Origin of the sequence: Methylotenera sp. (genome assembly GCF_030653755.1) — a bacterium.
GTDB lineage: Bacteria > Pseudomonadota > Gammaproteobacteria > Burkholderiales > Methylophilaceae > Methylotenera.
The window spans coordinates 67500-80370 of sequence record NZ_JAURYU010000011.1; the positions used below are offsets into that span (position 1 = coordinate 67500).

The window sequence follows — 12871 nt, forward strand, 5'->3', positions numbered from 1 at the left end:
AGATTTTGAACAACGTGTTTAAGAATGTCGCTATTTGGTTAGCAATCGCCATGATACTGATGGCGGTATTCAACTTGTCTGGCGTGAAGAGTAACGCAGACGACCAAATTGTATATTCACAATTTATTCAAGACGTTAAAGACGGACGTATTGCCAAAGTGCAGATAGATGGTCGCGTGTTGCGTGGCACTACCCAAGAGGGTAAAAAGTTCAACACTTACGCACCTTCTGATCCTTGGCTTGTATCTGACTTACTTAAATACAATGTTGCGGTTGAGTCTAAACCTGAAGAAGAGCAATCATTGCTCATGAGCATTTTTGTGTCATGGTTCCCAATGATTTTACTGATTGGTGTTTGGATATTCTTTATGCGCCAAATGCAAGGCGGCGGTAAAGGTGGTGGTCCATTCTCTTTTGGTAAAAGTAAAGCTCGCCAATTAGATGAAGGGAATAATCATACAACGTTCGCTGATGTTGCAGGATGCGATGAGGCTAAAGAAGAGGTGTTCGAATTAGTGGAATTTTTGCGTGATCCATCGAAATTCCAGAAACTAGGTGGTCGTATTCCACGTGGTGTACTAATGGTAGGCCCTCCAGGAACAGGTAAAACATTATTGGCACGTGCCATTGCTGGTGAAGCTAAGGTGCCATTCTTCACGATTTCAGGGTCTGATTTCGTCGAAATGTTTGTTGGGGTTGGTGCGTCGCGTGTACGTGATATGTTTGAAACTGCTAAAAAGAACGCACCATGCATCATCTTTATTGATGAGATTGATGCGGTTGGTCGTAGCCGTGGTGCTGGTACTGGCGGTGGTAATGACGAGCGTGAGCAAACACTTAACCAAATGTTGGTTGAAATGGATGGCTTTGAAGCTAACTCTGGTGTAATCGTGATTGCAGCAACTAACCGAGCTGATGTTCTGGATAAAGCGTTATTGCGCCCAGGCCGTTTTGACCGCCAGGTGATGGTAGGCTTGCCTGATATTAAAGGCCGTGAGCAAATATTGTTAGTGCATATGCGTAAAGTGCCGATTGATCCTGATGTTAAAGCGGATATCTTGGCACGCGGCACGCCTGGCTTTAGTGGTGCAGATTTAGCAAATCTTGTGAATGAATCTGCACTGTTTGCGGCGCGTCGTAACAAACGCACTGTGGACATGCAAGATTTTGAAGATGCTAAAGATAAAATTTTCATGGGACCTGAGCGTAAGTCGATGGTGATGCGTGAAGATGAGCGTCGCAATACTGCTTACCATGAGTCTGGTCATGCGGTAGTTGCTAAGTTGCTACCAAAAGCTGACCCTGTGCATAAAGTAACGATTATGCCGCGCGGTTGGGCATTAGGTTTAACATGGCAGTTGCCAGAGTTTGATCGCATTAGTAACTACAAAGACAAAATGTTGGAAGAGATTTCTATTCTATTTGGTGGCCGTATTGCTGAAGAAATCTTTATGCATCAAATGTCTACAGGCGCATCAAACGATTTTGAACGTGCGACAAAACTAGCGCGGGATATGGTGACACGTTATGGTATGAGTGATGCAATGGGGACTATGGTCTACACTGGAAGTGAGCAGGACTCATTTTTTGGTAGCATGAGCTCCAAGACCGTTTCAGAAGCGACACAGCAAAAAGTGGATGCGGAGATTCGTCGTATTCTAGATGACCAATATCATATTGCGCGTAAATTACTAGAAGATAATCGCGATAAAGTTGAAGCAATGACGGCTGCTTTGTTAGAGTATGAGACGATTGATGCTGATCAGATCAATGACATCATGGCTGGTATACCTGTGCGTGAGCCTAAGCCTCGACAGGCCAGTATTCCACCAACTACTGATACAGGATCTTCTGGATCAAGCTCAAGTCCAGCATCAACTGGAGCACCTCAGCATAGTGCAAATACATAATCATTGATTGCGGTGTGTGTAATTTTTAAAAGGGCTAGTTTCTATCTAGCCCTTTTTATTGTCTAGAACATTGATGAATGTTTTATTATTGATTTAAGTGTAGCGTGTAGATTTGTCAGAGATGACTACTACACGTTAACGGCTTTTATTAAGATTTAAGTATAATTAGCATATGCAAACTCAATATCAATTCAATTGCGGTAAGTATCAGCTCAATTTAAATCGCCCTCATTTGATGGGGATTGTCAATGTAACGCCTGATTCATTTTCTGATGGTGGTAAATACTCCAGCACCGATTTAGCTGTAGCCCATGGTTTAGAATTGATTGCTGAAGGCGCTGATATTTTGGATATTGGGGGCGAATCTACAAGGCCTGGCGCACCGCCTGTCAGTTTGGACGAAGAATTAAGGCGAGTGATTCCTGTGATTGAGGCTTTAAGTGCAGTTTCAACAGTACCACTGTCAATTGATACCTATAAGCCAGAGGTCATGCGTAGCGCAATTGCTGCAGGCATTGATATTGTGAATGATGTGCGTGCATTGCAAGAGAATGGTGCGCTTGATGTGGTGGCAAATAGCCATGTAGGTGTATGTTTAATGCATATGCAGGGCATTCCACAAACCATGCAGTTAAATCCAAGTTATGTTAACGTGGTTGAAGAGGTAAAGCAGTTTTTGCATGCGCGACTAACAGTTTTAACTGGGCGAGGGCGAGGGGTAGCGCGTGAGCGTATTGTACTTGATCCTGGTTTTGGTTTTGGTAAGACGACAGCACATAATATAGCCCTCATTCAAGCGTTGGATACATTAAATGATTTGGGTCAGCCGCTTTTGGTTGGCTTGTCTCGTAAATCTGTGCTGGGAAAAATCGCAGGTGGTGATGAACAGCAGCGCTTGTATTCTGGGTTAGCAGCCTCGGTTATCTCTGCGATGAAAGGCGCGAGTATACTACGCGTGCATGATGTAAAAGCAACTCGGGATGCGCTCAAAGTTGTGGAAGTTGTATTAAACAGTATTTAAGTGTTAGCAATTTACATCTATTAAAGGTGAGTATGAATGAGCACTAATCATATTGCACATGATAAGGCGACACTGAGCCCCTCAGCAATTGAGGCATTAGAACATGGAAGCATTATTGAAGCGATTAAGCTTACTAGAACTGCTACAGGGATGGGGCTTAAAGAATCTAAAGCTTGTGTAGAGGCTTATCTTTTGAATAATCCTGAGACTAAAGAAAAGATGGATGCATCGCATGTAAATTGGAATATTACGCGCGAACATATTATTTTATTGCTGGCTGCTGTGATTTTATTTTTATACTGGATATTTAAGTCTTGAGCTAGATTTTATAGTGGCTTGTTGTTTAGCTATTTAGTTTAATGGAGTATGGAAAGCATTAATATGAGTAAGAAATATTTTGGTACAGACGGTATTCGTGGACGCGTAGGGGATGCATTAATCACGCCAGAGTTTGTGATGCGTTTAGGTTATGCGGCTGGACGAGTGCTGACCAGTATTGACAGCCATTTAGCTAAAGGTGCGCATCCTGCTGTATTAATTGGTAAAGATACTCGAATTTCTGGCTACATGCTCGAAGCAGCACTAGAAGCTGGTTTGTCAGCTGCAGGTGTGGATGTTTTGTTGACAGGGCCGATGCCAACACCTGGCGTTGCTTATTTAACGCGCGCATTGAGAGCGCAGGCGGGTATTGTTATTTCTGCCTCACATAATCCTTATGACGATAACGGGATTAAATTCTTCTCAAGTTTGGGTACTAAATTACCAGACGATGTTGAACATGCAATTGAGGCCGCGCTTGATGAGCCAATGCAAGTGATGGAATCGGCTAAGCTTGGGAAGGCGCGTCGCATTGATGATGCAGCAGGCCGTTATGTTGAGTTCTGTAAAAGCACTTTTCCTAACCAATTAGATTTACGCGGATTAAAAATTGTTTTAGATTGTGCGCATGGTGCTACTTATCATGTGGCGCCGCCTGTATTCCATGAGCTAGGTGCGGAAATTGTTGTCATTGGCAACCACCCTGATGGCTTGAATATTAATGAAAAAGTTGGGTCTACTCATCCACAAGCGCTACAGGAAACGGTTGTTAAGCATCAGGCAGATTTGGGTATTGCTTTTGATGGTGATGGTGACCGAGTGATGATGGTCGATCATGAGGGACGATTGCTAGATGGGGATCAGTTGCTTTATATTATTGCCGCAGCGCGTCATCAGGTTGGCATGTTGCAGGGTGGTGTGGCTGGCACGCTGATGACGAATTTAGCGCTAGAGCATAAACTTGCCGCGATGAATATCCCTTTTGCGCGTGCAAAAGTAGGTGATCGTTATGTACTTGAACTGCTGAACCAAAATAACTGGCAATTAGGTGGTGAGAATTCTGGGCATATCTTAACCTTAGATAAACATAGTAGTGGGGATGGCATTATCGCCGCCTTGCAAGTGTTGCACGCGGTGATTCAGACTGGTAAAACTTTAAGCGAGCTAGGAGCGGACTTAACACTTTATCCGCAGGTGTTAATTAATGTGACCACTAAGCAAAAGATTGATTTGGAAAATGCGCTGATTCAAGACGCTGTGAATCAGGCCGAGGCGGAACTAAAAGACTCTGGTCGTGTTTTGTTAAGAGCGTCAGGAACTGAACCAAAGATTCGCGTGATGGTAGAAGGTGAAAATCAGGTTCAGGTTAAAGCATTAGCCCAAGCCATTGCTGATGTGGTTAACCAAGTTGCGTCTTAGTCTGCGTTGTACTTACTGTTTTATTAGCTTTAGTAGGCTACTGTGACGTTAGAACCTCTCAGATAGGGTTATTTAGTAGTAGCCTCTGTTTCATCATTTCATTAGCTTGTTGGGTTGAATGTTACTAATTTTATGTTCAATTCAACAAACCTTCATTTGTTGTTCATCAATTCTTCATATTTCAATGACAAGCTAGCTCCAGTTTAACCAACATTGGAGGTGAATGATGACATCTAGAATGCGATTATATTTACATCGTATGCACCAGTTAGATAGCAATGTATGTGTGGCGGTTAACCATACAAGCCGATATAAACTAGTGCGAGATAGTTTTAGAATGGTCAGCCGATTAGGCGATGGTGTGTTCTGGTACGTGCTGATGATGACAATCTTGCTTATTAAGGGTAGTGATGGTTTTGTCCCTGTGTTACATATGGGGTTGGCTGGATTATCTGGTACGTTGTTGTATAAGTGGTTAAAGGGTAAAACCCTACGCCCACGGCCTTATGAAGTTAGGCAGGATATCTGGTTAACAGGGGCGCCGCTTGATAAATTTAGTTTTCCATCAGGACATACCTTACATGCTGTTGTGTTTAGTGCGGTGGCTTTAAGTTACTATCCTCAACTGTCATTTGTATTAGTACCCTTTACGCTAATGGTTGGTTTGTCTCGCGTTGTCTTAGGGTTGCACTATCCTAGTGATGTATTGGCTGGTGCTGTTATTGGCGTAGTGTTAGCGATGCTGTCTTTTTTAGTGATTTAGCGATAAGCTAAATCTGCTGTGGTGTGATGTTTTAGTGACCAACTCATGATAAGTGTTTTGGTTTAATGAAGTATTGCACAGGTTGAGGGTGTGTTTGGCGCAAGTGATCTAAACAAGCTTCACGCCAGAGTTCTAATTGATCTATGCTGATGTTCTTTAGCTCAGCTTCATATGCAGGTTGGTTTCCGTTAAGTACTTCACCAATATCGGCCAACGCTATCTGTGTTTTTGCTATGTAGTATACAAAATTCTTGCTAACTTGCTTGTCAGCTAAGCGTGCAACTTTGTGAATTATCTGTGGCAGCTTAATACTTCTTAATAGCCTATCACCTAATGCTAGACGTTTAATTGCAGTGCGTGTGATATGTGTATCGCAATTAAAGTGAACTGAAATAAAGTTCGTCATTACTGCGCTGTGTTTTGTGAGTAAAGCATGTGGTGATGTGTTGATCAGTGGTGCTAAATACGCATCCATAGCCCATTCAGAAGTAATATGCGTGAACATGGTGCTTTTAAACCACATGGCCTCATGTGCTGGTACAAAATGATGATGTGCAATCACATCAATATACAAATGACTAGCGTAACCGATTGCAATCGCAGTTTCTTCATCAGATTCCGCAGCGTTAATGAGCTGGTGAGTCTTTTCCCATAAGTGAGTTCTTTTGAAGTGGTGACTAATAAGTGCCAAGTCAGGAATGCATGCGCCCGCCATCACTAAATCAGGAAATCTTTTAATAGCCCTTTGCAATTTTGGGTCTAATAATGGCATTGCCCATAATAATGATTGCGCAAAATAAAGATGGGTAAACAGCCCCCATGCGTTTGCATCCGCTGAGTATGCACAGCATGGTAGCCACCAGTAATATTTTTTGATGAAGTCTGGTATTTTCATGCCAGCTACTGTGCCAATTGAATGTGATGCTAATATGACATTAGCATGATGTTTTTATGCAGAAAATGATGAGGTTAGTTATCTTTGATTGTTCATGAAACTGTCATATAGCGTGTTTATATTGTTGGTGACGAAATAGAATTTATTAACAAATAGGTGAGCAACGCGTATGAAGATACTATTCATTTCTGATGTATATTTTCCACGTATCAATGGCGTATCAACTTCAATTAGAACCTTTGTTGAGCAGATGCAAGGCTTAGGGCATGAAGTACATTTAATCGCGCCAGACTATGGCGTTTACACTCAAGATGAATCGTGGATTAAGCGCATACCAGCACGCAGTATTTATTTTGATCCTGAAGACAAGCTAATGAAATATGGGGAGGCAATTCAACGCCTACCTAGGCTACGTCGGGAAAAATATGACATTGTGCATGTGCATACTCCTTTTGTGGCGCATTATCTAGGGCTTAAGTTAGCGCGTGAGTTAAATGTGCCATGTGTAGAAACTTACCATACTTTTTTTGAAGATTACTTACATCATTACTTGCCTTGGATACCAAAGCCAATGGCACGTGGCGTGGCCAGAATGATTTCTAAGCGACAATGTAATGCTGTTGATGCGATTGTTGCACCATCGCAGCCTATGCTTGATGTGTTGCGCGGCTACGGTGTGTCTGTGAACGCTGAGGTAGTGCCTACAGGCTTGCAAATGCAGAGCTTTAAGGATGCTGATGGTCAGGCCTTTAGGCAAAAGTACGAGATTCCTTTAGAGCGGCCAATGCTCTTATATGTAGGTCGTGTAGCATTTGAAAAGAATATTTCATTTTTGCTTGAAATGGCCAGTGTGCTAGTTAAAGAAGTACCTGATGTATTGCTGGTGATCACGGGTGAGGGGCCAGCTGAAGCAAGCCTGCATCAACTGACACAGCAACTTTGCATATCGAATAACGTTAAATTTATTGGATACTTAGATCGCGAGCGCGAACTTAATGCTTGTTATCAGGCCGCAGATATATTTGTGTTTGCTTCAAAAAGTGAAACACAAGGCCTTGTGCTACTAGAGGCTATGGCGCAAGGTACACCAGTTGTAGCGATTGCAGAGCTTGGTACAGCATCAATATTGGTGAATGGTGAGGGAGCGCTGATCGCACCTGATCATGTTATCGGTTTTGCAGATAAGGTGAAGCATTTATTGATTTACCCTGAGGAGCGATTTGAGCTTGGTGTGCGTGCCAGATCTTATGTGCTTGCAAATTGGACTGCGTCAATACAGGCAGAGCGTATGGTGCAGTTTTATGCCACAATTATGCATGCTAACGTATCTGCTGATAAGAATAGCCAGCTAAGCATTACGCAGAAACATGTTGTGATTGATTAATAGTTAATTGCCCCTGCTAGCGTAAGGGGGCGCCAAATAACAAAGGCCAACATTGTTGGCCTTTGTTATTTGGGTAAGAATCTACTTGATTTAGCTTTTACTAACTAACCAGATTTATAAAGTTATTTAGTAAAAGCACCCAGCTAGTTAAAGTTAGTTAGCTAGTAAAATCATCTAGCTTATAAAGTTAGTTAGCCGAATTTACCAGTAATGTAATCTTCAGTTTCTTTACGGGTAGGGCGTGTGAAGATGCGGTCAGTTTCACCATGTTCAATCAGTTCGCCTAAATACATATAGGCTGTGTAATCAGAAACACGTGCGGCCTGTTGCATGTTGTGGGTCACGACAAGAATCGTTAGCTTGTTACGTAACTCACTCATTAACTCTTCAATATTTGCGGTTGCGATTGGATCTAATGCTGAAGTCGGTTCATCAAACAGCATAATCTCAGGGTCGGTTGCCAGTGCGCGTGCAATACATAAACGTTGCTGCTGACCGCCTGATAAATTGAAGGCTAGGTCTTGCAATCTGTCTTTTACCTCATTCCAAAGTGCAGCGCCCTTTAAAGCCTCTTCTACTTTATCATCAACAATGCGTCTATTTTTTTCGCCACGTACACGTAAACCATACGCCACGTTTTCATAAATAGATTTTGGAAATGGATTAGGTTTTTGAAACACCATGCTAATACGCATGCGTACTTCAATCGGGTCTACATTTTTCTCTAGGATATTGGTGTTATCTGGATGCATGATAATTTGACCCTCATACTTGTTGCCAGGGTATAAGTCATGCATACGGTTAAAGCAGCGTAAAAATGTAGATTTACCGCAACCAGACGGTCCAATCAGTGCAGTAATTTTATTTTCATACAAAGGCATAGAAACGTTTTTTACTGCATTATTGCCACCGTTATAAAAAAAACTGAGGTTACGTGCTTCAGCTTTTACTGGTGTAGTTGATGTCATCATGAGAATTTAGATTCCTGTTGATAAATATAGAGATAAGTCGTGCATTACCATTTAATGTTTTTACGCATTTTGTAACGCATTCTGATGGCAAAGCCGTTCATAATTAGTGTCACTAAAATGATAATCACCCCAGCGGCTGCGGCGTTAACATGGAATGCTTCACTTGGACGTGATAACCAACTAAACATCTGAATCGGTAAAACTGTGAAGCCTGATGATAGCCATTCAAAGTTAAGAAATGGCGCAGTTGTTGTCACAGGAGATGGTGGTAAAAATGCAATGAATGTCAGTGCGCCAATGGTAATAATCGGTGCAGTTTCCCCAATTGCGCGCGCCATGCCGATAATGACACCAGTTAAAATACCGCCAAAAGAATACTTAATGACGTGGTCATATACCACTTGCCATTTGGTTGCCCCTACAGCGTAGGCCGCCTCACGAATCGCAATAGGGATGCTACGTATTGACTCACGGGTTGCGACAATCACGACAGGTAAAATTAATAAACCTAAAGTAAGGCCTGCTGTGACGATACTTTGGCCTAGGTCTAAAATGTAAACAAATAAGCCAAGTGCTAATAAGCCGTAAATAATTGAAGGCACAGCCGCTAAGTTTGAAACGTTGATTTCAATCAGGTCCGAAAACCAGTTTTTTGGTGCGTATTCTTCAAGATAAATAGCCGCCATGACGCCCATCGGGACTGCTGACAAAAAGGTTACCAGCATCACTAATGATGAACCAACTAATGCGGATAATAATCCAGCACTAGACGCACGACGTGATGGGAAGTCTGTATAGAAACTTAAAGATAATAGTTTAGGGTAACCTTGGAGGACTAAATCAATAAACAGCGTTAATAGCGTAATAAGGCCAACCATTAAGCACAGTAAACCGATGATAGAGAAAATATAATCATTGAGTTTATGCCGTTGAATCATGGCACGTACTTCATTCAGGTTTTTAGTTTGTTGCTTGTTCATCATTAGTACCTCTCGCTATATTTCTTGCGGGTAATGTGGCCGATAATATTGAGCGTCAATGTCATTAGCATCAAGACTAAGCCTGCTGCAAAAATACTTTGATAGCCAATACTGCCATGCGGTAAGTCACCCATGGCAACTTGCACGATATAAGCAGTAATGGTGGCAGCGGCATCCATCGGGTTAAACGTTAAGTTTGGTTGTTGGCCAGCCGCGATTGCAACTACCATGGTCTCCCCAATCGCACGTGAGATACCTAAAATATAAGCAGCAACAATCCCTGAAACTGCGGCAGGGGTGACCACCCTAATGGCTGTTTGAAAACGCGTTGCACCCATCGCATAAGAGCCTTCGCGCATGCTCATTGGCACAGCACGCATGGCATCTTCTGATAGCGAGGCAATGTATGGGATAATCATAATGCCAATCACGATGCCAGAGCTCAACATATTAAATGTTGGCAAGCCCGGTATTATTTTTTGTAAAAGTGGCGTGATAAATAGTAGCGCAAAGAAACCGAACTCAATGCTTGGTACGCCTGCTAACAACTCTAAGATTGGTTTCACTGTTTCACGCACACGGTGTGACGCAAACTCTGAAAGATAGATAGCACTGATGGTACCAATAGGTACAGCAATTAATAGTGCAACGCCAGTGACAGTAAGCGTACCAGAAACTAAAGGCAATATACCGTAGCGTGGGTTTTCAAATAACGGTGTCCATACAGTATCTGTCAGAAAGTCTGATATAGAGACATGTTCAAAGAAACCATAAGATTCGTATAATAGAATGCCCATAATCGCAGCAGTCGTTAATACTGCAGAGAATGCAGCTAGCATTAAAATGAATTCAATCACTCGCTCTTTTAAGTGGCGATTGAAGTTCTTAGATAAGCGATCACTAATTTGAGGCGTTAATGAGTTATTTAGCACTTGGGTTACCGTATTCACGTGATATGTACCAGCTAGTTTATATTATTTGTAAAGCGGCGCTTGTCTGAAACATAAAAAATATGTATTTCAAACAAGCGTCAGTTAAGCATGCTATTTAATACGTGCTAGCAACTCTTCAATTTTTACACCAACTTCAGATTTTCCACCAAAGCCAGAACCTGGTTTAAGTGCTTTCCAGTGAGTAATCACGGCTTTTTGTTCTTTAGCTGGTAAAGCTACATATTTTACTTCCTCGATCAAAGGTTTGCTGTTTTCTAAATAATAGTTAACAAATGCTTTCACTTCTGGTTTGAAAGCAGCAGCCGTTGCATTCACATAAATAAAGATAGGACGAGCTAGTGGCTGATAAGTGCCATCTTCAATTGATGCTTTTGATGGTAATACAGCTGGTTTTCCAGCTTTTTCGATAATAGCCACTGCAGTTAATTTGTCTTGGTTTTCTTCATAGTAAGCATAACCAAAGTAACCAAGTGCACCTTTATCACCTACCACACCTTTAACCAAGACATTGTCATCTTCAGATGCGGTGAAATCACCACGGCTAGATTTAGCTTTGCCAACAATCGCTTCCGTAAAGTAATCAAACGTACCTGAGTCAGCACCTGGGCCATATAGCTTAACTGGTGTATTTGGCCATGCAGGGTTTACTTGATTCCAAGTTTTTACTTTACCTTGAGCCGCTGGTTCCCATAATTTCTTAAGTTCTGCCGCTGTCATTTTCTTAGCGAAGTCATTTTGAGGGTTGATGACAACAGTTAATGCGTCATAGGCTACTGGTAATTCAATAAACTGTACGCCAGCCTCTTTACATGCATCAATTTCTTTTTGCAGAATAGGGCGTGATGCATTTTGTACATCAGTTTCACCACGGCAGAATTTTTTGAAGCCGCCGCCAGTGCCTGAAACACCTACGGTTACCTTGGTTTTTGTTGCTTTTTGAAACTCTTCTGCAACCGCCTCAGTAATTGGGTAAACAGTGCTGGAGCCGTCAATTTTAACAATTTTTTCAGCTGCAACAGCCATGGTTGGTAGTGCAAATAATGATGCAACTAAACCGGCTATTGATGAGTATTTAGTAAACTGGTAATTCATTTGATGCTCCTTATGAGAGTAGTCTGTTGTTAAACTTTACGTATCATATGAAGCTATTGTGACAATATAATGACAAAAAATAAATTAGTAAAATGAACAAATAAAAAGGGGCTAAATTTAAGCCCCTTTTTTACCATCCATACTGATTATTTCATACTATTGATTACATGAAAGTGCGGCCTAAGTGATAACCCGCAGCAGCCATTAATCCAGCACATGGAATGGTCAGCACCCATGCCCATACGATTCTGGAAGCCAAGCCCCAGCGTACGGCAGACATGCGGCGAGACAAGCCTACACCAATAATGGCACCCGTAATGGTGTGCGTGGTTGAAACTGGAATCCCTAATGCGGTTGCTGAAAATAATGCAATGGCACCAGATGTTTGCGCACAAAACCCACCTGATGGACGGATGCGCGTAATGCCCATGCCCATGGTGCGTACAATGCGCCAGCCACCAAATAGCGTACCTAAGCCCATTGCCACTTGGCATGAAATGACCACCCAGAATGGAACATGGAAGTCACCTTGTAAGTAGCCATTTGCATAAAGTAACACAGCAATGATACCCATGGTTTTTTGCGCGTCGTTACCACCATGGCCTAAGCTATAGAGTGATGAAGAAATAAATTGTAATTTATTGAATCTTCTTTCAGTTGGGTATGGAGATGCTTTTTCAAACGCCCATAGCGTAAGTACCATCAATAGTAATGCGAGCAACATGCCGAATAACGGCGACAAAATAATTGCCACTGAAGTTTTAGTGAGGCCTGCAGCGACAATTGAGCCAGTACCTGCTTTAGCTACCCCTGCACCTACTAGGCCGCCAACTAATGCATGTGATGACGATGACGGAATACCAAACCACCATGTGATGACGTTCCAAGTAATTGCACCGCTTAATGCGCCAAAAATCACAGCATTATCAATCACATCTTTTGAAATAATGCCTTTACCTACGGTATCAGCTACGTGCAAACCAAAAAATAAGAATGCGATCAGGTTGAAAAATGCTGCCCATGCCACTGCAGCTTGCGGTGTTAGCAAACGCGTAGATACCATCAGCGCAATGGAGTTAGCTGCGTCATGGAAGCCATTCATAAAATCAAATATGAGGGCAACCACCACGAGCAACGCCATGATGAGAATTGCGTGATCCATGAT

12 protein-coding genes are annotated in these 12871 nt (G+C 42.2%); 6 read left to right on the plus strand and 6 right to left on the minus strand.

The genetic code is table 11. The features are described from left to right. The first annotated feature begins 5 nt into the window (after nucleotides 1-5). The 5 genes from ftsH to Q7U33_RS02040 all read left to right on the plus strand — a co-directional run bounded on the left by ftsH (nucleotide 6) and on the right by Q7U33_RS02040 (nucleotide 5431). Complete coding sequence (gene ftsH, locus Q7U33_RS02020; RefSeq protein ID WP_304857919.1) at nucleotides 6-1910, plus strand: ATP-dependent zinc metalloprotease FtsH; 1905 nt, start codon at nucleotides 6-8, stop codon at nucleotides 1908-1910. Between the two features lie 172 nt (nucleotides 1911-2082). Then, the gene (gene folP / locus Q7U33_RS02025; protein WP_304857920.1) at nucleotides 2083-2931 is read left to right on the plus strand and encodes a dihydropteroate synthase; all 849 of its coding nucleotides are present in this window, start codon (nucleotides 2083-2085) and stop codon (nucleotides 2929-2931) included. A 36-nt stretch (nucleotides 2932-2967) separates the two neighbouring features. Next, entirely contained in the window at nucleotides 2968-3249 is a 282-nt protein-coding gene (locus tag Q7U33_RS02030) for a hypothetical protein (RefSeq protein WP_304857921.1), read from the plus strand. 63 nt (nucleotides 3250-3312) lie between these two features. Further along, complete coding sequence (glmM, locus tag Q7U33_RS02035) at nucleotides 3313-4668, plus strand: phosphoglucosamine mutase (RefSeq protein ID WP_304857922.1); 1356 nt, start codon at nucleotides 3313-3315, stop codon at nucleotides 4666-4668. A 226-nt stretch (nucleotides 4669-4894) separates the two neighbouring features. After that, nucleotides 4895-5431 (plus strand): phosphatase PAP2 family protein, encoded by a 537-nt coding sequence (locus tag Q7U33_RS02040; RefSeq protein ID WP_304858012.1) that lies wholly within the window; start codon nucleotides 4895-4897, stop codon nucleotides 5429-5431. Between the two features lie 43 nt (nucleotides 5432-5474). Here the strand turns inward: Q7U33_RS02040 and Q7U33_RS02045 are convergent, their stop codons facing one another. After that, a complete protein-coding gene (locus Q7U33_RS02045; RefSeq protein WP_304857923.1) occupies nucleotides 5475-6326 on the minus strand; it encodes a zinc dependent phospholipase C family protein in 852 nt (283 codons plus the stop codon). Nucleotides 6327-6495: 169 nt separating this feature from the next. Between Q7U33_RS02045 and Q7U33_RS02050 the strand changes: the two genes are divergently transcribed. Then, nucleotides 6496-7710, plus strand: a complete 1215-nt coding sequence (locus tag Q7U33_RS02050; protein WP_304857924.1) for a glycosyltransferase — start codon at nucleotides 6496-6498, stop codon at nucleotides 7708-7710. A 191-nt stretch (nucleotides 7711-7901) separates the two neighbouring features. On the opposite strand, the gene pstB is transcribed toward Q7U33_RS02050, so the two are convergent. From pstB to Q7U33_RS02075, 5 genes are all read right to left on the minus strand, one after another. Further along, the gene (pstB, locus tag Q7U33_RS02055; RefSeq protein ID WP_304857925.1) at nucleotides 7902-8681 is read right to left on the minus strand and encodes a phosphate ABC transporter ATP-binding protein PstB; all 780 of its coding nucleotides are present in this window, start codon (nucleotides 8679-8681) and stop codon (nucleotides 7902-7904) included. 44 nt (nucleotides 8682-8725) lie between these two features. After that, nucleotides 8726-9661, minus strand: a complete 936-nt coding sequence (pstA, locus tag Q7U33_RS02060) for a phosphate ABC transporter permease PstA (RefSeq protein ID WP_304858013.1) — start codon at nucleotides 9659-9661, stop codon at nucleotides 8726-8728. A gap of 2 nt (nucleotides 9662-9663) precedes the next feature. Further along, nucleotides 9664-10611 carry a phosphate ABC transporter permease subunit PstC gene (pstC, locus tag Q7U33_RS02065; protein WP_304857926.1) on the minus strand — a complete coding sequence of 316 codons (948 nt, stop codon included), beginning with the start codon at nucleotides 10609-10611 and terminating at the stop codon, nucleotides 9664-9666. Between the two features lie 93 nt (nucleotides 10612-10704). Then, on the minus strand, nucleotides 10705-11706 hold the full coding sequence (locus tag Q7U33_RS02070; RefSeq protein WP_304857927.1) for a PstS family phosphate ABC transporter substrate-binding protein: 1002 nt from the start codon (nucleotides 11704-11706) through the stop codon (nucleotides 10705-10707). Nucleotides 11707-11869: 163 nt separating this feature from the next. Beyond that, nucleotides 11870-12868, minus strand: a complete 999-nt coding sequence (locus tag Q7U33_RS02075) for an inorganic phosphate transporter (RefSeq protein ID WP_304857928.1) — start codon at nucleotides 12866-12868, stop codon at nucleotides 11870-11872. Between the last annotated feature and the right edge of the window lie 3 nt (nucleotides 12869-12871).